This window comes from Enterobacter mori LMG 25706 (assembly GCF_000211415.1).
GTDB lineage: Bacteria > Pseudomonadota > Gammaproteobacteria > Enterobacterales > Enterobacteriaceae > Enterobacter > Enterobacter mori.
The window spans coordinates 351,195-370,620 of the sequence record NZ_GL890777.1 but is presented as its reverse complement, the minus strand read 5'-3'; the positions used below and the strand labels follow the sequence as shown (position 1 = coordinate 370,620).

The following is a 19,426-nucleotide window of genomic DNA, read 5'->3' as shown; positions in this document are numbered from 1 at the left end:
ATTTAGTGCTCGCTTTATTATTCTGTCGGGCTACGGATGGCCCAAAACTCCATATCGAGACCCGGAAACTCCCCTGCGAGATGCAGAGCGAACGCACCGGACTTATCCATCTCGTGCCACAGCTCACTGCCCTTCTCCAGCTCGAAATAGCTGTAGCCCGCGTGCCACGGGATTTGCGGCGGGGCGACCGGCATGGCGCGCAGCATAATGCCCGGCAGCTGCAGCTGAACCAGATCGCGGATTTTCGAGACCGGTGCCACCTTCATCTGGGCCGGGAAATGGGTTTGCAGGTGTTCGCCCGGCACGTTGGCTTTCACCGCCAGCACGAAGCCGAACTCGCGCACCATGCTGGTCTCCGGCACGGTAGCGATGTTAAGACCATGGGAACGCTCGTTGAGCGGCAGCTGGATGGCGTGATCTTCCATCACCAGCGAGAGCCCCTGACGCAGCATCAGCATCAGCTTGCTGAAGCAGACCGCCAGATCGTCATGGTCATACACCGGGAGCACGCTCTCCGCTGTGCGTTGAGAGGTCCAGGTGGCAAGTTCCGTCGCAAACGGCAGCCAGCTGCGCCACAGCGTTTCCGGGTGGATCAGCGGCAGGGTTTTTAAATGGGATATCTCACCGAGATGACGGTTAACCAGCGAAAGCAGCGTGAACTCAATTAGTTCGGAGGTATTAAAGCGGCCTGGCTGGCGCAGACGTCCGCCAATCTGCTGGCTGCGCTGGACCAGGAGCCCATGCAGATCGTTAATCATGCTGTAGATCTGCGGGCTGTTGTTGGCATTCAGCATCGGCGGAATGTAGCTGTTATCCAGCCGCACGTGGTTGTCGTTGCGTTTTTCGCTCACAAAGGCCACGCCGATAGCGGTCCACTCTGCCGTGAGATCTTTTTCCAGCATCAGGGTTAAACGCAGGCGGCCAAACTGTACCGTGGCATCGCCCACTGACATGGCATTATCGTCTTCGACGTCCTGTTCAAAAGCGAGGTAACGCGCCAGCGAGGCCTGCTCTTCACTGAAAATCACCTCTTCGCGTTCGCCGCGGCGAACCGGCAGCGCAAGCACCACCTTCTCATTGGTGAGATTGTCAGGGATCTTCAGCGGCACCGGGCCGTTGCGGCCGTTGCGCACCTGGAAAAACGTGCCGTCAGGCAGTAACCCGCTGCAGTAGCTCAGTGCAATGCAGCCCTGGCGGAGCATCGCGTCGTCCAGCTCAACGTCGAGAAAGCCCCACAGATACGATCGCTGCAGCGCACCCCATTCACGAATGTGGTTCAGCAGGTAACTTTCTGTCCGCTGAAAATGGTGTGGACGCAGGAACATGCCTTCGGTCCAGACGACCTTTTCTGCTTTCGTCATGATGATGTGTTTCCTGTTATGAAGCGCGTTACTGGCTGATGACCCGGATACCGTTCACGTCCAGGAAGACGTTGGCGATGAGTTCATCTGCGGACCATTTCCAGAACTGGTAGAAATGGTTTTCGCCGGGAACAGGCAATGGGATTGAGACGCGCCATTTTTTCCCGTCCAGCGTCTGATATTCCGCCATCACGCCGATATAGCGTGCCTCGGGCGAGCTTTGTCCACTCAGGGTTTTCGAAAGCTGGCCCGGCATCAGGAAGAACACATCGCTGTTAAGCAGATTCGCGCCAAGCGTGGCTGACGCGTTGTTCTGCAGGGAATAGAAGTCGCTGGACATGAAATCCGCATCGGATTTCAGCAGCAGCACTCTGACCTTTAATGGCGCAGAATCATTGATTTGGGGGTGAGCCTGAAACTGCAGATTGTAGCGGGAGGGGTCGCTGTGTGAAGACGACGTACAACCACTCAACAGGGTGAAAATCACCGCAAAAAATGCTAACCCGAGCTGATGAAACGTTTTTGTATTCATAAAAAATACGCTCTTGAAACCCGTTTAGTTCAGGATCCAGGTGCCGTTTGCGCTGTCTTTGCAGGCTTTGCTGTTGCCATCGACGTCAACACAGGTTGCTTTCTTACGCGCTTTTGGACGGATAGCCTGTTTACGCACGGTGGCTTCGTACTGGTCGGCCTTGATGACGGCGCGCATTGGGACGTAACCAATCAGCTGTTCGTTCCCTTCGTCGGCAAGCGCCATCCAGAAGTGTTCAACCTGACCCAGCACCACGTAGGTTTTGCCGGTCTCGAGCGTGCGGATCACTTTTCCGCCGTAGTCCGGACGGCTCATCAGGGATGCGGGGTACATGGCGCGATAAGGCTCATTCACCTGGGTGAACTCTGCCGGGGGCAGCACAACATGACGGTGAGTTAAGGTGACGCCGTTAACCTGACTGGTCACAATGGTATCGTCAGTGATCACAGGTTTCTGCGGCGCTTTACAGCCCGCCACCGCCATTACAAACAGAAGTGAAAACAGTACGCGCATTTTCATATGCTTTTCCGTAGCGATATTTCGATGATGGAGATAAGGAGATGAAGTTTGACTTAAGTGCTATTGTTAAAATAGTCAGGATATTTCCGGGGCGTTACTATTTTAAAGGCATAGCTACCGCACGAGCCCTTCAGAATAAGGCCCAGCGTCTTCCTGACATATTTTGACAAACGGTAAACAAGTTTACATGAGCTTCGCATCAATTCAATATTTACCGTTACGTAACTGTTGGTAAATGAAGCAGACGATAGATTATAGGATTAATCTTAATAAAAAATTATACATGGCCTACACCCCTTTATTTATTCACCTCAAATCCATGCAACAATTTGTTTTACATAACAAAAATACAAAAGAGAACCACTTTCATTAACGCAATGTCGCTATTATCGCCACTACCATAATTAGTAGAATTCGCGTATTGGTGATGTCAAAAGAACATATCGCCGATGAATTATTTGTTGCATTAACAGGGTATCTTTAATATTGCACGTACTTTACGCTCAGAATGGGCCTATTTCACTGATGCCGCCCGGCGTTAATTTCACGGCTCAAAATAACTTTATATTTCACGCTATGATAATTTCCCTTTAAGACATAAATTATATCTATTAATCATTAAGCCTGAGTTAACCTTTCTGCCATTATCGCCACCGAAAAATGCACGCGATTACCCGCCAGCTGCGAACATTGTCTATTTCTCCCGCTCAGGCGCTTCATTCGAAGTTTTACTGTTGCTACATCCTTGCCTGTTCACCGCCATCTATCTCACCTACCGGGTGATAGATAATATTTATTATTAAAATGATAAAAATTCGTTATAATTTCTTTAAATCTTTAAACATCACCCCATATAAATCACTGTAATAAAAAGAATTCAAGAAGCGGTAACTTTCTCTACCGCACGCACGCAGCCAAACGGTCGTCATTGCTTACGCTTATTGTCCTCTGCAGTGCTTTTATGGGTTCAGATGTTGTGTGACCGAACAAATCAGGAGTGGGTATGAACACGAAAAGACGCGCAGTTCCCGGTATCAGGCACTATGACGGTCCCGCCGGAGGCTGGGGCGCGTTAAAAGCGACGGCCATCGCGGTACGTACCCAAATGGATACTCTGGACGCTCCCGCGACGCTGCTGCGCACCAACCAGCCGGACGGTTTTGACTGCCCGGGCTGCGCGTGGCCTGATAAGGAACATAAATCGACGTTCCAGTTCTGCGAGAATGGCGCGAAGGCGGTGACCTGGGAAGCCACCAGCAAACGCGTCACCCCTGCGTTTCTGGCAGAAAACAGCGTCGCTTCGCTGCTGGCAAAATCGGACTTTGAGCTGGAAGGCTACGGTCGCCTGACGCATCCCCTGCGCTATGACCGGGCAAGCGATACCTTCCGCCCTGTCGACTGGGACGAGGCGTTTCAGCGTATCGGCGAAGTCTTGTGTGGGCTCGAACCGGACCAGGTCGAGTTCTACACCTCCGGGCGCGCCTCTAACGAAGCGGCATACCTGTTCCAGCTCTTTGCCCGCGAATACGGCACCAATAACTTTCCTGACTGCTCGAATATGTGCCACGAGGCCACCAGCGTCGGCTTGCCGCGATCTATCGGGATCGGGAAAGGTACCGTCTCACTGGACGACTTCGATAAGACCGAACTGGTGATCTCCATCGGCCATAACCCTGGCACCAACCATCCGCGAATGATGGGCACCCTTCATGAGCTGGCACGTCGCAACGTGCCGATTATCGTCTTTAACCCGCTGCGCGAGCGCGCCCTCGAACGTTTTGCGGACCCGCAGAGCGTGATTGAAATGGCGACCTACAGCTCCACGGATATCGCCTCGACCTATTTCCAGGTGAAAGCCGGGGGCGATGCAGCCGCGCTGAAAGGGATTGCTAAACACCTTCTGGAGATGGAGGCCGAACGCGGTGACGTGCTGGATCACGCCTTTATTGCCGAACACACTCAGGGCATTGAGGACTTCAGCGCCGATATCGCGCAAACCCGCTGGGACGACATTGAGCGCGAGTCAGGCCTGAGCCATGCGGCGCTTAAGAAGGTGGCCGAGGCCTATGCGAAATCAAATGCCACCATCATTACCTACGGGATGGGAATTACCCAGCACAATAAAGGCACGGCGAACGTCCGCCTGATCGCTGACGTGCTCCTGCTGCGCGGGAACATCGGTAAGCCCGGCGCGGGTATCTGCCCTCTGCGCGGCCACTCAAACGTGCAGGGAAACCGGACCGTCGGGATTAGCGAGAAACCCACACCGGCCTTCCTGAACCGTCTGAAGGACGTATTCGGCTTTGAGCCGCCGTCTCACCACGGACACGATGCGGTGCAGGCCACGCAGGCGATGATTGACGGCCGTGCGAAGGCACTTATCTGCCTCGGCGGCAATTTTGCGGTTGCGATGCCCGATCATGAACGGGGCTTTCCGGCGATGGGTAACCTGGATTTGAGCGTGCACGTTGGCACCAAGCTGAACCGTACCCATCTGCTGGTGGGCAAAGAGACCTTTATTTTCCCGTGTCTCGGCCGCACCGAGCTGGATATTCAGGCCACCGGCCGTCAGTCCATTACCGTTGAAGATTCCATGTCGATGGTGCACGCCTCGTCCGGCAAGCTGAAACCCGCCTCGCCGTTGTTGCGTTCGGAACCCGCCATCGTGGCGGGCCTGGCGAAAGCCACACTGCCGGATACCCGCGTGGACTGGCTGACGCTGGTTGAGGATTATGACCGTATCCGTGATCTGATTGAGCAGACCATTCCTGGGTTCGAGGACTATAACGCGCGGATCCGCGTTCCCGGGGGCTTCCGCATGCCGCTGCCGCCAACGCAGCGTATCTGGCCGACCGCGACGGGCAAAGCAATGTTCTCGGTGTTCGAGGGGGTTCATGAGAACGCCAGCGGTGAAGGCGAGCATGTGCTGCGTCTGATTACGCTGCGCAGCCACGATCAGTACAACACGACCATTTATGCCCTGGACGACCGCTACCGTGGGGTCTTTGGCCGCCGCGACGTGCTGTTTATGAACGAAGACGATATGGCACAGTCAGGGCTGGAACATGGCGACCGCGTGGATATCGAAACCGCCCTGCCCGGCAGCGTTCAGCGCCTGGAGGACATTACCGTGGTGGCGTACAGCATCGCCCCGGGTTCCGTCGGGGCCTATTACCCGGAGGCCAACGTGCTGGTGCCACTCGATTATCTCGACAAGGACAGCGGGACACCGTCTTATAAATCCGTTCCGGTTCGCATCACCCTGCGCTCAAAAGAGATCCGCATGCTGTAAGGCCGTTCGCGCAGAGAAAACGATGGATATTAAACAGTTAAAATACTTAATCGCACTCGACGAGACCCGGCACTTTGGTAAAGCGGCCTCGCAGTGCAACGTTACCCAGCCGACCCTCTCCATGCGCATCCGCAGCCTGGAAGAGGAGCTGGGGCTGGGGCTGATTGTACGCGGGCAGCGCTTTGAAGGGTTTACGCCGGAGGGTGAACGCATCCTCGCGTGGGCCCGCGCACTGCTGGCCGCGCACGACGGGCTGCAGGCGGAAGCCGCGCTGTGCAAAGGCCAGGTGGTGGGTGAATTACGGCTTGGGATGGTACCGCTGGCGAGCGTGGATCCGATGATCTTTATTCGCCTGCTGACGCAAAAATATCCGGAGCTGACCTACAGCCTCTATTCCATGTCCTCTGCGCAGATTGCCGACGGGGTCAGCCGCAATCAGCTTGAGCTGGGAATTTGCTATCTCAACAGCATCGACACCAGCCTGTTTGACATTATCCAACTGCCAAAAACGAAGATGGGCCTGCTGCACGACATTCGCCATTTCCAGCCCGGCCAGGCAACGCTGACCTGGCACGACCTGACGGAATTTCCGCTGGGGTTCCTGACCAAAGGGATGCACTACCGGGCGCATATGGAGGCCAGCTTTAACGCTGCAGGCCTGGATCCGACGGCCGTTTTCGAGAGTGACTCGACGTTCCAGATCATTCAGGCGGTTCAGAGCGGCGTGTGCTGTGCCGTGATGCCGCTGAACAACGGGCTGGAGGCACTGAACAACAATTTCAGGATTGTCCCCATCGCCGAAGCGAATATTGAGGCGCCTGTCGGCCTGATTATGCGCCGACAGAAACCCGTCTCCTCGCTGGCGCTACGCTGTTTTACCGATGCACGGGAAATTTATCACGCAGTCAATGAAGCGTAGGCCTGGCGCGTCACCACGCTAAAACCGCCGATGAGCACCGCGTCGCAAACACCCCGGTGTTCCGGCGCATTTACCAGCTCGCACAGCGCATCGCGAATAGCGTTAAGGGTTTCAGGCGAGGTGTTTTGCGAGGTGATCAGCGGCAGTCCTGGCGTGAGAGGGGTACGCTCAATGACCGCCAGCCCCGCAAGCCGTTCCGGCTCATGGCGCTGCAGCAGAGCCCAGGTTACGCAGTCGATGGCCGCAATATCCCCCACCCCGCCTTTTACATCAAGCAGCGACTGGCGATGGCTGCCGCTGAAAATCACCCGTGAAAAATAGTCATTGACCGTATCAGGTGCCACTCGTCTTCGCAGCGTGTTGTAGCCGGACTGGGAATCCGGCGCATTACACACCACCCGCCGCCCACGGAAATCGTCAACGCGCAGGTGTTTATCTTCTTCCCGCACCACCAGCAGGCTGCGGTAAGCGATCCCTTCGCAGCCCGGCGCCGCATAATGAAAACAGCCGACGACCTGCACGTCCGGCAACTGTGTGACCAGCGGATAACCGCAGGTCTGGCTCAGGATGAGTCCAGGCTGCTGCCAGTGCGTCAGTAAGTCCTCTTCCGGGATGCCCGGCACAAGATCGCCCACCGGCACACCGCGTGCCAGCAGCAAAGCGTGCACAGCTCGCCACAGCGCGTCGGTATCAGCCCGATTGACGGCATACATCGGAAACGCCAGCAGGTTACTCATGCTCTTCTCGCTTTATCCCCGGATGAACCGTGACATCCACGGCCTTATCCCAAAACTGTCGCAGCCACTGGCCGTATCCCTTGACCACAAAACCGTGATTCCGCTGCTGATACACCGCCCGGTTTTGCTGGTAGAGCGCCTTCAGACCATACCAGGGCACGCCTGGCAGATCGTGATGCACTGAATGGTAGTTGAGATTCAGGAACAACACCTGCCAGAAGATCCCGGCTTCGTTAATTACCGATCGCGCGAGAGGATCGTCTGCAGCGCGGTGCTCGAGGAAAGAGCGCACTTTGGTGAGCGCCAGCGCGGGATAGCTCACCGCCAGCACAAACCAGACCGGTGAAAAATCAATATGGCGCATCCAGACAAACAACCCCGCCAATAGCACGCCATGCATCAGCCACATCAACATCGCCCGCAGGTGCAGCTGACGAAACGCCGCCACGCCACTTCCCAGCGTCTGAACGATATCCAGCAGCGGAGCCAGTAACAGCCGCCCCAGAAAAGTATTACGCACATGAATAATGCGCTTCTGCCAGGGTGTAAAACGCGCCCAGGTCTGTTCGGTAAAATAGTAGGATTCCGGATCGTCCACCGGTACCGTGAGATGATCGTTGCGGTGATGGGCCAGATGCGAGTCGCGGTACAGGCCATAGGGATACCAGACCGCCAGCGGCAGCGTACCAAAAAGCTGATTTAACCGGGGAAAGCGTGTCGGATGGCCGTGGATCAGCTCATGCTGAAGCGACATATACCACGCGGTAAACCAGATCAGCAGCACCGGGGCAGGCAGTAAACCGAGCGTCTGCCAGTACGTCAGGGTGGTAAACCAGCCGGTATAGATAGCGATAATTAACAGCCAGGTGGGAAGCTCGCTTCGCCACAGAAACCGCGTGGCAAGCTGGTGAATATGTTCTCGCTGTTGCGGGTGTAAATAGTGACTCATTCCTTCCGATGCCGTTCCGCCTGTCATTCTGTGTCCTGACGATCCGTGAAAACGGCTGAAATAACAAAGAACTTAAATCGCTTTGCTTTGCCAGAAATGGCGTTTATGCGCTCTCTACCTGTTGACTTATTTTGTAATAAAGCTACTTTTCAGGACATGAAAAAGATCCTGATTATTGTTCCCGACGGCGGCATGCTGTTTGAAGCCGCCGGTATCGCCGACATTCTGATGCAGGCCAACCGACTGCACCCGGAAGGTCTGTCTCACCCGTGTTACAGAATCATCATCGCCACCACGCAGCCCCATCAGGTGATCCACGGTCAATCCGGATTAAACCTGCTGGCAGATTATCGTCTGCCTGAACTGGACCCGCGTGAACCACTCGATACCATCATCATTACCGGCCGCGGCATGAATGAACTGGAGAGCACCGCCGTGGTGGACTGGCTGCATCTCGCTGCGCCCCATGCGCGTCGTATTGCCTCCATCTGCGGCGGCGCGATGCTGCTTGCGCAGAGCGGTTTGCTTGACGGACGGCGGGCAACCACACACTGGCGTCTGCTGGAGACGATGCAAGCCGCTTATCCGGCCATCAGGGTGGAAGGCGGCCCGATCTACGTTCAGGATGGGCCCATCTGGACCTCCGGCGGGGTCAGTTCCGGCTTCGACCTGACGCTGGCGCTGGTTGAAGACGATTACGGTTTCTCTCTCGCCCGCGACGTAGCGCAGGATATGGTGATGTACCTACGCCGTCCGGGCGGGCAGCTGCAGTTTAGCCGTTATAATTTGCAGCAGTCCGGTACCCAGGGGCCGATTAGCGAACTGCAAAGGTGGGTCCTGCAAAGCCTGACCGCCGATCTCTGCGTTGAGCGCCTGGCGGAAAGAGCGGCGATGAGTCCCCGTAATTTCACCCGCGTATTCACGCGGGATGCAGGGGTCTCTCCGGCCCGCTACGTGATGGAAGCGCGTCTTGCCGCCGCCCGGCAGTTGCTTGAGCAAACCAGCGATCCGCTGGAGCTGATTGCTGAGCAAAGCGGGTTTGGCACCAGCATCAACCTGCGTCGTGTTTTCGAGAAACAGCTTCATCTCACCCCAACGGAATATCGCCAGCGCTTCCACTGCCGCAAGATGGCGTAATGTGATCTTTTTTTGTCATTTACGCCATTCAGCCTGACGCCTACAGTGACTCCAGACAACAGAGATAAGGAGTGCATCATGGTTAAGGTCGGTATTAACGGTTTCGGCCGTATCGGACGTAATTTCCTGCGCGCGGCGCTGGGTAACCCGGATCTTCAGATTGTGGCCATTAACGATCTGACGGACAGCCAGACCCTCGCCCATCTGCTCAAATATGATTCCCTTCTCGGCACGCTGCAGGCACCCGTTGAGGCGGCTGACGGCGGGTTACAGGTGGATGGACAGCGGATCGCCGTCTTCAGAGAACGCGATCCGGCAAACATCCCGTGGCGCGAGGTCGGGGTGGACGTGGTGATTGAAGCCACTGGTTTCTTCACCGAACGCGAAAAGGCGGCGGTACATATCACCCACGGTGGCGCTAAGCGCGTCATCATCTCTGCACCGGGCAAAAACGATGACCTGACGATTGTGATGGGTGTAAACCACGAGCTGTACGACCCGACCCTGCACGCTGTCGTGAGTAACGGGAGCTGCACCACTAACGGACTGGCTCCGGCAGCGCAGGTTCTGCATCAGCAGTTTGGTATTGAGCACGGCCTGATGAACACCACGCATGCTTATACCAACAGCCAGGCGCTGCACGACCAGCCGGAGAAAGATCTGCGCGGTGCACGTGCGGCGGCTCTGTCGATTGTGCCTTACTCCAGCGGCGCGGCGAAGGCGTTGGGCAAAGTGATCCCTTCTCTGGACGGTAAGCTGACCGGGTATTCTTTACGCGTCCCGGTTCCGGTGGTGTCAATTGTGGATTTGACGGTAGCGCTGAGCCGTAACGTGACCGCCGACGAGGTGAATGACGCGTTCCGTCAAGCCGCGGCTAGCGGACCACTGAAAGGGATCCTGGGCTACAGCGACGAACCGCTGGTGTCCAGCGATTACCAGGGTGACCCGCGCTCCTCGATTATCGACGGGCTTTCGACGCTGGTGATTGGCGGCAACATGGTCAAAATTCTGGCGTGGTATGACAACGAGTGGGGATTCTCAAACCGCCTGGTGGATCTGGCGGTGCTGATGGATAAGAAAGGGCTGTAAGCCTTAGCTTGATGCCGGGTGGCGCTTGCGCTTACCCGGCCTACACATTATGTAATTATTCGATATATCTCTTCACGCCTCTCAGAATTGCTAAATTAAGATAATCCTAAGTCTATTCAACTCTGCTAATTCATCACATCAATTATAAAAAAGCACCCATTAGCTTAGAAAATAGGTTAGTGGATATTCTTTATTTTACTTTTAAAAATGAGAGTGTGATCGCTGTCCCCAGGCGACAACATAGCCCATGATAAACTCTGTACACAACAGGGACAGGCTATGTATTACAGTAAATCGATTATCGAAAAAATAGGGTCCGATAAAGAACTTGCATTAAGGCTTGATCGCGCCGTAGCTGGGGTGAGGGACGGTGCTATTGAATATTTAAATAATCTTGGCGATGCTACAACACGATTGCTCTATTATACTTCTTGCTTTACGGATAATTACCAGGATGTATGTAAACGATTAGGTAATGAAGATTTAAGGTTCTTAGCAGGAGTAGCACAACTCGTTAAGCACAGAGATGTAATTTTTAGAATGATTAGGATTTATATTGAAACGATGCTTCAGAATAAATCCAATAGCCAAAGAAAAAGCATTCTTGAAGGACTCAAGCCCATTTACAACAAACTACTCAGTAAAGCAGGTATCTAAGAATGGCTTGATTTATGCCGTCACGTCATACATCTGTTATGGTAATAACATGAACGCGGCCGTACAAAGTGCATTTGTGAAAAAGATTGGTTGGAGCACCGGCGGTGTAATTAGCGTATTAAACCTTTACGCTATAGTCCAGCATGCGGCAGACAGTGCAAATACACTTAAAAAATTCCAACCGTTGTTTTACCATGCGCTGTATGTTGAAAAGCTGGAAATGATGTATTTTCTTATTGAACCCGTGATAATGAAGACCGGTTATCTTAACTTAAACACTGCATCCGATGGTGAAATTGCTGATGCGCTAAATAAAATGATGCAATAATGTGGGGATCTATAAATGAATTTTTGATGAAATTTTTAAAAAGTTTTTTAAAAGATATTATGGATGATTTTTTTTGGTATGGCACTGGAATATTCGCTGTCATTCTAGGTGCTGTCGCAGTGAGTTTTATAGAAGATGACGAAATTGCACTACGGATTGTTGGGATTATTGTATTAGTTGTTTACTTCATTGCATTTCGCTACAAAAACAAAGGGTAAATAAATGTCTACACCAGCACATATATGGCTTACAGATGAAAATAACGCCCCGATTACAGGGGAGTGTTTAATGCCTACAAGATTGGGCTCTACCGAACTAAAATCGTTTAACCACTCTGTGTGGATCCCCACCGATTCCAACACGGGAAAACTGACAGTGACACGACTCCATGTCCCCATTACCTTTGAAAAAGAAATAGATCGCATCACCCCCTATCTGTTTCGTGCCGTCTGTACAGGAAAAACACTCAAAACGGCATTAATCAAAATGTATAAAATTAATGACGCCGGGATCGAGCGTGAATACTTCAACATCATTCTGGAAAACGTCAAGATAACAGGGATCTCACCTTTATTGTACCCGCTAGGTATCGCGAGTGCTCATATGGAAGAAGTCGAACTCCGCTATGAATCGATTGAGTGGAAATATTGCGATGGGAACATCATGTTTAAAGACACCTGGAATGAAAGAGCGACTGCCTGGAATAATGGATAGCTATACATTCCCTCTCCCGCAGGAGAGGGAAAAAGATCACTCCGCCTTAACCTTCACGGCCATAAACACAATCACCATTGCCGTCACCAGCAGGAAACCGCTGCCCGCAAACACGCCGCTGGCACCGTTGAGGTCGAATACTGCCCCGCCACCCGCCGCGCCTGCGCTTATCGCCAGCTGAATAGAGGCCACCAGCAAACCGCCTGCACTTTCGGCTTCATCAGGGACGGTGGTTGCCAGCCAGGTTGACCAGCCCACCGGTACCAGGCCAAAAGCAAAGCCCCAAAGCGCAACCAGTAAACCGTCCAGCATCGCCAGATGACCAAACGCGACCATCATCAGCGCCAGTACCCCCATGGCGAACGGCACCAGCGCCAGCGTCAGGCGCAGATTTCGTGCCAGCAGATGTCCGGCAATGGAGGTGCCGACAAAGTTAGCGATACCAAAGCCAAGCAGGATCAGCGAAATCGTCTCTACGCTTGCCTGACCGACGGTCTCCAGGAACGGGCGCAGATAGGTAAAGAAAGCAAAATGGCCGCTGAAGATCAGAATGGTTGCCAGCATCCCGCCGATCATCCCCGGACGACGCAGCACCCGGAACAGGGTTCCCAGGCTGCCGCTGCTCTCCGGCTTCATCGACGGCAGGACCCAGACCTGCCACAGCAGAGCCGCCACGCTCGGCACTATGCAGAGAACAAAGACGTTACGCCAGCCAATCAGGCTGCCCAGATAACTTCCCAGCGGCGCCGCGACAACCGTTGCAATGGACACGCTGGAGAAAATCACCGCCAGCGCTTTCGGCACCTTATCGGCAGGTACCAGCCGCATCGCCGTCGCGGTCGACATCGCCCAGAATCCCCCGATAGCAACGCCCAGCAGCAAGCGCCCCATCAGCAAAACGTGCAGGGTTGGCGCAAAGGCCACCAGCAGGCTGGAGATGATTTGCAGCACCGAAAAGAACATCAACACCCAGCGGCGGTCGATACTTTTGGTGGCTGGCGTAATCAGCAAACCGGTGACCAGCGCCACCAGCGCCGTTGCCGTGACGGCCTGCCCGGCCATCCCTTCGGTTACGCCGAGACTGGCAGCCATTGGCGTGAGCAAACTGGCGGGCAGAAACTCCGCCGTGATCAAACCAAATACGCCCAGCCCCAGTGAATAGACCGCTCGCCAGGCGGGTTTTGCAGGCGCTACCGCCTCGCTCGCCGCGACACATGAACTCATCTGTTGATCTCCCGTTATCAAAATGTGACTAATATCGCAAAAGCATAGAGTGTTCCCCATGGACGATCTATGACATATAATCTTCACTTATTGATTATTCGTCCGGAGTTGTGCGATGACCGTTCAGTCACCCGATTTGATCAGCGAGCTTTTACGCGGCATGCGCCTTTCTGGGGTGAAATATCGGCGAATTGAAGCCAGCGCGCCATTTGGTGTGGCGTTCCATCAGGCGCCCGGTAAGGCGCAGTTTCATTTTGTCAGCCATGGCAGCGCGCTGCTGCGTATGGAGAGTGGCGCAACGTTCGAGCTGAGCGGTGGCGACGCGCTCTTCATCCCAAACGGCAATTCCCATGCCCTGCTCTCTGACGCGCAGGCTCCCCTTACCCCGGTGAATGCCTTCCCAAGCGAGCCTATCTGCAGTTCGGTCTGCGCGATTGCCTGTGAGCCCTGCCCGGACGGCGAGAACACGATTATCTTTAGCGGATGCATGGATTTTGAACTGGGCGGAATGCAGCCGCTGATCAAGGCCATGCCGGAAGTGATGATGGTGAGCAGGCTGATGTCCACCTGGCCCGAGATCCACCCGTTGCTGGCGGCCATGGAGCGAGAATCCATGACCCGTCAGGTGGGCTTTGCGGGGATCCTGGCGCGTCTGGCAGACGTTGTCGCGGCCTTAATCGTGCGGGGCTGGGTCGAAGCCGGATGCGGCAAAGCCACGGGCTGGGTGCAGGTGCTGCGCGATCCCCGCCTCAGCAGAGCGATATACGCCATGCACCAGCAGCCCGGCCTGAACTGGAGCGTGGCGGATCTGGCCAAAGAAGCGGGCACCTCCCGCTCCGTGTTTGCCGAACGCTTTCTTTCCGCGACCGGCACGACCCCAGCCAAATATCTCAGCGAACTGCGAATGCGGCTCGCTATTCAGTATATTCGTCATGAAAATCAGCCCATCGAAACGGTCGCCCTGCGTCTGGGGTATGGGTCGCTGGCGGCGTTTAGCCGTGCCTTTAAGCGCATTATCGGCCAGGCGCCGGGAACGCTGCGGGAAGCCAGCCAGACCCTTGACGAGGTCTGACCGGCGTCTGGCATCAGAAGTAATATTTGAAGCGCACGCGTCCGCCGTAACGATCGTCATTTCGGTCGTCGCCGTCATTCGGATGCGCTTCCACCCATGAGGCATACGCGCCCAGGTAAATATTGAAATTCTTCATCTTCATCACGTTTGGGAACAGGTATGAAGCATGAATGGTGTGAATATCATAGTCACCGGGATCGGTCACCCAGCAGTCGCCGTCGCAGTCAGCGTCGAAGTTTGCAGTGTTGAAATTGTCGATCTGGTTATGTGCATAGATATAGCCCAGTTCAACATTACGCCATAAGGCATTCACGCCCGCGGTGAAGTCTTTCTCATCGGTGGCATCCATGTAGGCGGTGTTCAGGTTCGCCACGATACCGTCATCCGGATCCGTTTTTTGCCCGTTCCAGGTCATGGTGAAGCCATATCCCGTACGGTCTGACTGGTCTATCCATTGTCCTGATGCGTCGCGGTAGCCATAGGCGTTGTTGACGAGGTTGCTCTCCATCGCGATGGCCGTCGAGAAGTTGCCATCCTGCCAGGCAATGACCGGACGGACGTAAGCAACGTTTTTATCGTTATCCAGATCTACGCCGTGATACTGCTGGTCAACAAACAGCGAGCTGCCATCTTCCAGCAGGGTGTTAACCTCAACATACCAGTTACCCAGGGTTTTACTCATGAGGAAGTTACCGCCGCTGTCGCTACGACCGCGCCCCTCTTTCATCATGTAGATGTAGCCGTAGCCATCGCTATACAGATCGTTGGCCGTGTTGCCGGAATATTCGACGAAGGTGTCCTGATTCAGCGGGAACATGTCATAAGCTTCAAAGCGACCGACTTTCACCTTCCAGTCGTTTTCCGTACCGAAGAAGAACACCGCATCATCCAGGTTCATTTTACCCGTCAGGTCAGCCAGCGGCTGCACCGAAAAGCCGGCGAAATTGGCGTTCTCCATCCGCTTATATCCATCGAATCCCAGCAGCAGGCGACCGTTAATATCCCAACGTTCATGGCTGCCGGGCGCCCAGTCTTTATTGGCTGACGTTTTCATGGAGGTTAAACTGCCGCTCTTGCTGGCCGCGTCCATATTAAATTCAACGTCGCCGTAGAACTTAATATCCCCGTAGCCGGATAACGACAGTTTGGGTGCCGTTTGCGCTGTGGAAGGCTCCGTGGATTCAACCACAACCGGATTCGCGGCCGCCACGGTTTGCTGCTGTTGCTTGAGATCCTGAATTTGCGCTTCCGCCTTTGCCGCCCGCGTTTCCGCCTTTTCGAGGCGCGCCTCCAGTTGCGCCAGTTTATCTTCCAGACGTTGGGTATCTTTTGCTGCCATTGCTCCGGTAGTACAAAACGCACTGACAATGAGTGCAAGGGTTTTTACTTTCATCGACTCCATCCTCGTGAGTTAATCATTATTTCCTGACGGACACAAAGAACCTCACCGATAATTCATATGAATTATCGGCTTACTACATCAACCATTAAGAATTAGCGAATTCGCCTTTATTTAAATCATTCACTACGCCATTCATGATGTTTTCGTTTAATTTATAAAACTTAATCGAGAACGCGGTGAGTAAATAAAACAGTGACGGGATCAGCGTGAACAGAAGAATGACGCCCTGAACGGCGGATTCCGATTGTACGGTACTGTTTGACTCGTAATTAAACCCGGCGAGAACCCAACCCAGAATGGCACCGCCGACCGCAACACCTAATTTAATCACAAATATATTGGCCGCAACATTCATACCTGTAATACGGCGCTGGGTTTTCCATTCACCATAATTATTTGCGTCGGTAATCATGGACCACTGCAGCGCGCCATTGCCGCCCTGGACAATCTGAATCAGGACATGGGCAATCAACGGAATGACCCAGAACTCCAGCGGCAGCCAGAAGCAGGCTACGCCTAACGCCGCATTCAGAATATTGATCCAGAATGAGAGTTTGACCTTGCAAAAACGGGTACCGAACGGCTGAGCCAGTACGGAGCCAAACATAGAGGCCAGCATCCCGCCCAGCATAAAGTACGAGATGACGTCAGCCCCTTTATTGAGCACGGTATTCACGTAATAGACCACCGCGCCGCCGCGGATCACCACCGCCACCAGCATCATGAAGTTATAGATAGAGAGAATGCGCCACTGATCGTTACGGAAGAGAATTTTAACGTCACGGGCGATGTTAAGATTCTCCTCTTTGATGGGCTGCACGCGCTCTTTTGTGGTGGCAAAACAGACGATGAACATCAGGCAGCCGATCGCGCCAAAGAGCGCCATCGCCACCTGTATGCCGGTCGCCCTGTCGCCCGGGAAGAGGTAGTCCGCCAGGGGTAAAATAAGGGCCGTTCCGAGCGCCCCGCCAATCGGCGTGATGGCAAAGCGCCAGGACTGCAAGGAGAGATTTTCACGCGGATCGGACGTTAGCGCAGCGCCCAGAGAGCAATATGGAATATTTATGGCGGTATACATCAGGGTCATAAATATATATGCCCCGACGGCATAATAAATTTTTCCGGTTTCGGTAAAATTCGGAATGGAATAGACCAGGACGCAGCTGACCGCAAAGGGAACGCATATCGCCAGCAGCCAGGGACGGAAGCGACCCCAGCGCGTCGACGTTGCATCGGCTATCGCCCCCATCACCGGGTCGGTAATCGCATCTAATAAACGCACCAGAAGAAACATGGTGCCCATTATGGCCGGCGGTAAGCCATAAATATCGGTATAGTAATACGCCAGAATGGCAACCGATGAGTCAAATACAATATGACTTGCTGCATCTCCCAGGCTATAGCCTATTTTCTCTTTGGCCGGTATTTTTTCCGCGACTGACATTGATTCACTCCTTATTGATGAAACCGGTTTCTGCTGTAGCGATAATGTCGCCTGAGAGCATCAATGCTATCTATTATGTTTTTTCACCAGGAGCTTATGTTTTTTGCTTTATGTGATCGTGGTAATTAAAACAGAAAATTCGCCGCGCAAATTCTGCGTCACGGGCCGCAATTAATTTCCCAGCACCGTTGAATATTCACAATATCAATATTTCACCACACCAGCAGGGCATTAAACACAACGGTAAATCGTCTTGATTTGTACAAAATGCGACGTTCGACACGCGAAGCGCGGAATATTCGTCTACTGTTTTCTGAAGATTGATGACAGCGTGACCGCTGCTCAGCGAAATAAGGAGAAGACCCTATGATAACACCTCAAAAGTTGCGCCCTCGCCTCTTACCTCTTGTTCTGGGCGGTGCGTTGCTCTCGCTTACCGCCGCGGCCAGCGCTGAAGAGATGGCATCTGGCCAAACGAACCCGCCCGATATTTTGCTCGGCCCCCTCTTCAGCGATGTGCAGAGTGCCAAACTGTTTCCCGATCAAAAAACCTTTGCCGATGCGGTCCCCAAAAGCGATCCGCTGACCATCCTCGCCGACTATCGCATGCAGCGTAAGCAGTCGGGCTTTGATTTACGCCATTTCGTTGACGTGAATTTCACGCTTCCGGGTGAAGGCGAAAAATACGTTCCCCCCGCCGGACAAAGCCTTCGCGAGCACATTGATGGGCTGTGGCCCGTGTTGACCCGCACAACGGACAAAGCCAGCAGTAAATGGGATTCACTCCTGCCCTTGCCGAAATCCTACGTCGTGCCCGGGGGACGTTTCCGCGAGGTGTATTACTGGGATAGCTATTTCACCATGCTGGGCCTGGCCGAAAGCGGCCACTGGGATAAAATCAGCGATATGGTGGACAACTTCGCCTATGAAATTGACACCTTCGGCCACATCCCTAACGGCAACCGCAGCTATTACCTGAGCCGTTCGCAGCCACCGTTCTTCTCCCTGATGGTCGAACTGCTGGCGACGCATGATAAAGATGCGTTGAAAAAATATCGTCCGCAGATGGAAAAAGAGTATGCCTACTGGATGGAGGGCGTCGATGGCCTGCAGCCGGGCCAGGCCAACAAACGCGTGGTGAAACTGGATGACGGGACAATCCTTAACCGCTACTGGGATGACCGCGATACCCCGCGTCCTGAATCCTGGCTCGATGATGTAAATACCGCTAAAAACAACCCTAACCGCCCGGCGACGGAAATTTACCGCGATCTGCGCTCGGCAGCCGCGTCAGGCTGGGACTTTAGCTCCCGTTGGATGGACGATCCGCAAAAGCTTGGCACCATCCGCACCACCAGCATTGTGCCAGTGGACCTGAACGCCCTGATGTTCAAGATGGAGACGCTGCTGGCACGGGCAAGCCAGGAGGATGGTGATACCGCTGGTGCGAGCAAATATGAAGCACTGGCCGCCTCGCGGCAAAAAGCTATTGAGAGCCATCTGTGGAATGAAAAAGAGGGCTGGTACGCGGATTATGATCTCAAGAGTAAAAAGGTGCGTAATCAGCTTACCGCCGCCGCCCTGTTCCCGCTTTACGTGAAGGCTGCGGCACAGGACCGCGCGGATAAAGTGGCTGCAGCTACCGCTTCACGCCTGCTGAAGCCGGGCGGCATTACGACCACCACTATCAACAGCGGCCAGCAGTGGGATGCGCCAAACGGCTGGGCACCGCTGCAGTGGGTCGCAGCGGAAGGATTGCAGAACTATGGCCAGGAAAAAGTGGCGATGGACGTGACCTGGCGCTTCCTGAAAAACGTTCAACACACCTACGACCGCGAGAAGAAGCTGGTGGAGAAGTATGATGTCTCGTCTACCGGCACCGGCGGGGGCGGCGGTGAATATCCGTTGCAGGATGGATTTGGCTGGAGCAACGGCGTGACGCTCAAGATGCTGGACCTGGTTTGTCCGAAAGAGAAACCCTGCGACAGCGTACCGGAGAATCAGCCTGCGGCAAATGATGACGCCGCGCCAGCGAAAAGCGCGGCGCAGT

18 protein-coding genes are annotated in these 19,426 nt (G+C 54.2%); 10 read left to right on the top strand and 8 right to left on the bottom strand.

Annotated elements, in window-relative coordinates; genetic code table 11:
• Window positions 1-17: 17 nt before the first annotated feature.
• Genes tssK through ENTMO_RS0115515 form a run of 3 tightly spaced genes read right to left on the bottom strand, consistent with a single transcriptional unit; the run spans window position 18 to window position 2,412 of the window.
• The gene (gene tssK, locus ENTMO_RS0115525) at window positions 18-1,361 is read right to left on the bottom strand and encodes a type VI secretion system baseplate subunit TssK (protein ID WP_010432817.1); all 1,344 of its coding nucleotides are present in this window, start codon (window positions 1,359-1,361) and stop codon (window positions 18-20) included.
• A 28-nt stretch (window positions 1,362-1,389) separates the two neighbouring features.
• Window positions 1,390-1,893: a type VI secretion system lipoprotein TssJ gene (gene tssJ, locus ENTMO_RS0115520; protein ID WP_010432816.1), complete on the bottom strand. Its 504-nt coding sequence runs from the start codon at window positions 1,891-1,893 to the stop codon at window positions 1,390-1,392.
• Between the two features lie 24 nt (window positions 1,894-1,917).
• The gene (locus tag ENTMO_RS0115515; RefSeq protein ID WP_010432813.1) at window positions 1,918-2,412 is read right to left on the bottom strand and encodes a hypothetical protein; all 495 of its coding nucleotides are present in this window, start codon (window positions 2,410-2,412) and stop codon (window positions 1,918-1,920) included.
• 1,003 nt (window positions 2,413-3,415) lie between these two features.
• On the opposite strand from ENTMO_RS0115515, the gene ENTMO_RS0115505 reads away from it, so the two are divergent.
• Both ENTMO_RS0115505 and ENTMO_RS0115500 read left to right on the top strand, forming a co-directional pair.
• Window positions 3,416-5,704, top strand: a complete 2,289-nt coding sequence (locus tag ENTMO_RS0115505; RefSeq protein WP_010432808.1) for an FdhF/YdeP family oxidoreductase — start codon at window positions 3,416-3,418, stop codon at window positions 5,702-5,704.
• A gap of 22 nt (window positions 5,705-5,726) precedes the next feature.
• Window positions 5,727-6,623 carry a LysR family transcriptional regulator gene (locus ENTMO_RS0115500; RefSeq protein ID WP_010432805.1) on the top strand — a complete coding sequence of 299 codons (897 nt, stop codon included), beginning with the start codon at window positions 5,727-5,729 and terminating at the stop codon, window positions 6,621-6,623.
• Here the strand turns inward: ENTMO_RS0115500 and ENTMO_RS0115495 are convergent.
• Window positions 6,602-7,360 (bottom strand): phosphate/phosphite/phosphonate ABC transporter substrate-binding protein, encoded by a 759-nt coding sequence (locus ENTMO_RS0115495; protein WP_010432802.1) that lies wholly within the window; start codon window positions 7,358-7,360, stop codon window positions 6,602-6,604. The two genes, ENTMO_RS0115500 and ENTMO_RS0115495, sit on opposite strands and share 22 nt — an antisense overlap.
• The gene (locus tag ENTMO_RS0115490; RefSeq protein ID WP_010432799.1) at window positions 7,353-8,309 is read right to left on the bottom strand and encodes a fatty acid desaturase; all 957 of its coding nucleotides are present in this window, start codon (window positions 8,307-8,309) and stop codon (window positions 7,353-7,355) included. The genes ENTMO_RS0115495 and ENTMO_RS0115490 overlap by 8 nt, the downstream gene beginning before the upstream one ends.
• A 156-nt stretch (window positions 8,310-8,465) precedes the next feature.
• Here ENTMO_RS0115490 and ENTMO_RS0115485 point away from each other — a divergent pair, with 156 nt between their 5' ends.
• The 6 genes from ENTMO_RS0115485 (at window position 8,466) to ENTMO_RS0115465 (ending at window position 12,234) form a co-directional block, all read left to right on the top strand.
• Complete coding sequence (locus ENTMO_RS0115485) at window positions 8,466-9,446, top strand: GlxA family transcriptional regulator (protein ID WP_010432796.1); 981 nt, start codon at window positions 8,466-8,468, stop codon at window positions 9,444-9,446.
• A 78-nt stretch (window positions 9,447-9,524) separates the two neighbouring features.
• The gene (gene gap / locus ENTMO_RS0115480) at window positions 9,525-10,535 is read left to right on the top strand and encodes a type I glyceraldehyde-3-phosphate dehydrogenase (RefSeq protein ID WP_010432793.1); all 1,011 of its coding nucleotides are present in this window, start codon (window positions 9,525-9,527) and stop codon (window positions 10,533-10,535) included.
• Window positions 10,536-10,814: 279 nt separating this feature from the next.
• Entirely contained in the window at window positions 10,815-11,192 is a 378-nt protein-coding gene (locus ENTMO_RS26665) for a hypothetical protein (protein ID WP_237702332.1), read from the top strand.
• 49 nt (window positions 11,193-11,241) lie between these two features.
• Entirely contained in the window at window positions 11,242-11,520 is a 279-nt protein-coding gene (locus ENTMO_RS26660) for a hypothetical protein (RefSeq protein ID WP_052302292.1), read from the top strand.
• A 26-nt stretch (window positions 11,521-11,546) separates the two neighbouring features.
• Window positions 11,547-11,738, top strand: a complete 192-nt coding sequence (locus ENTMO_RS0115470; protein WP_237702331.1) for a hypothetical protein — start codon at window positions 11,547-11,549, stop codon at window positions 11,736-11,738.
• A 4-nt stretch (window positions 11,739-11,742) separates the two neighbouring features.
• On the top strand, window positions 11,743-12,234 hold the full coding sequence (locus tag ENTMO_RS0115465) for an Hcp family type VI secretion system effector (protein WP_029485127.1): 492 nt from the start codon (window positions 11,743-11,745) through the stop codon (window positions 12,232-12,234).
• Between the two features lie 36 nt (window positions 12,235-12,270).
• Here the strand turns inward: ENTMO_RS0115465 and ENTMO_RS0115460 are convergent, their stop codons facing one another.
• Entirely contained in the window at window positions 12,271-13,458 is a 1,188-nt protein-coding gene (locus ENTMO_RS0115460; RefSeq protein ID WP_010432784.1) for an MFS transporter, read from the bottom strand.
• Between the two features lie 115 nt (window positions 13,459-13,573).
• Here ENTMO_RS0115460 and ENTMO_RS0115455 point away from each other — a divergent pair, with 115 nt between their 5' ends.
• Window positions 13,574-14,530: an AraC family transcriptional regulator gene (locus ENTMO_RS0115455; protein ID WP_010432781.1), complete on the top strand. Its 957-nt coding sequence runs from the start codon at window positions 13,574-13,576 to the stop codon at window positions 14,528-14,530.
• Between the two features lie 13 nt (window positions 14,531-14,543).
• On the opposite strand, the gene ENTMO_RS0115450 is transcribed toward ENTMO_RS0115455, so the two are convergent.
• Both ENTMO_RS0115450 and ENTMO_RS0115445 read right to left on the bottom strand, forming a co-directional pair.
• Window positions 14,544-15,923, bottom strand: a complete 1,380-nt coding sequence (locus ENTMO_RS0115450; protein WP_010432778.1) for a carbohydrate porin — start codon at window positions 15,921-15,923, stop codon at window positions 14,544-14,546.
• 94 nt (window positions 15,924-16,017) lie between these two features.
• Window positions 16,018-17,376 carry a glycoside-pentoside-hexuronide (GPH):cation symporter gene (locus tag ENTMO_RS0115445; protein ID WP_010432774.1) on the bottom strand — a complete coding sequence of 453 codons (1,359 nt, stop codon included), beginning with the start codon at window positions 17,374-17,376 and terminating at the stop codon, window positions 16,018-16,020.
• Between the two features lie 366 nt (window positions 17,377-17,742).
• Here ENTMO_RS0115445 and ENTMO_RS24210 point away from each other — a divergent pair.
• Window positions 17,743-19,426 (top strand): alpha,alpha-trehalase (locus ENTMO_RS24210; RefSeq protein WP_010432772.1); only part of this gene is annotated, 1,684 nt, incomplete at its 3' end.

What these genes read in the sequence shown, in the direction of transcription:
- ENTMO_RS0115465 (WP_029485127.1), top strand. Translation starts at nt 11,743, where the DNA reads ATGTCTACACCAGCACATATATGGCTTACAGATGAAAATAACGCCCCG.
- tssJ (WP_010432816.1), bottom strand. Translation starts at nt 1,893, where the DNA reads ATGAATACAAAAACGTTTCATCAGCTCGGGTTAGCATTTTTTGCGGTG.
- gap (WP_010432793.1), top strand. Translation starts at nt 9,525, where the DNA reads ATGGTTAAGGTCGGTATTAACGGTTTCGGCCGTATCGGACGTAATTTC.
- ENTMO_RS0115505 (WP_010432808.1), top strand. Translation starts at nt 3,416, where the DNA reads ATGAACACGAAAAGACGCGCAGTTCCCGGTATCAGGCACTATGACGGT.
- ENTMO_RS0115470 (WP_237702331.1), top strand. Translation starts at nt 11,547, where the DNA reads ATGAAATTTTTAAAAAGTTTTTTAAAAGATATTATGGATGATTTTTTT.
- ENTMO_RS0115500 (WP_010432805.1), top strand. Translation starts at nt 5,727, where the DNA reads ATGGATATTAAACAGTTAAAATACTTAATCGCACTCGACGAGACCCGG.
- ENTMO_RS26665 (WP_237702332.1), top strand. Translation starts at nt 10,815, where the DNA reads ATGTATTACAGTAAATCGATTATCGAAAAAATAGGGTCCGATAAAGAA.
- ENTMO_RS0115445 (WP_010432774.1), bottom strand. Translation starts at nt 17,376, where the DNA reads ATGTCAGTCGCGGAAAAAATACCGGCCAAAGAGAAAATAGGCTATAGC.
- tssK (WP_010432817.1), bottom strand. Translation starts at nt 1,361, where the DNA reads ATGACGAAAGCAGAAAAGGTCGTCTGGACCGAAGGCATGTTCCTGCGT.
- ENTMO_RS0115460 (WP_010432784.1), bottom strand. Translation starts at nt 13,458, where the DNA reads ATGAGTTCATGTGTCGCGGCGAGCGAGGCGGTAGCGCCTGCAAAACCC.
- ENTMO_RS26660 (WP_052302292.1), top strand. Translation starts at nt 11,242, where the DNA reads ATGAACGCGGCCGTACAAAGTGCATTTGTGAAAAAGATTGGTTGGAGC.
- ENTMO_RS0115485 (WP_010432796.1), top strand. Translation starts at nt 8,466, where the DNA reads ATGAAAAAGATCCTGATTATTGTTCCCGACGGCGGCATGCTGTTTGAA.
- ENTMO_RS0115490 (WP_010432799.1), bottom strand. Translation starts at nt 8,309, where the DNA reads ATGAGTCACTATTTACACCCGCAACAGCGAGAACATATTCACCAGCTT.
- ENTMO_RS0115495 (WP_010432802.1), bottom strand. Translation starts at nt 7,360, where the DNA reads ATGAGTAACCTGCTGGCGTTTCCGATGTATGCCGTCAATCGGGCTGAT.
- ENTMO_RS0115515 (WP_010432813.1), bottom strand. Translation starts at nt 2,412, where the DNA reads ATGAAAATGCGCGTACTGTTTTCACTTCTGTTTGTAATGGCGGTGGCG.
- ENTMO_RS0115450 (WP_010432778.1), bottom strand. Translation starts at nt 15,923, where the DNA reads ATGAAAGTAAAAACCCTTGCACTCATTGTCAGTGCGTTTTGTACTACC.
- ENTMO_RS0115455 (WP_010432781.1), top strand. Translation starts at nt 13,574, where the DNA reads ATGACCGTTCAGTCACCCGATTTGATCAGCGAGCTTTTACGCGGCATG.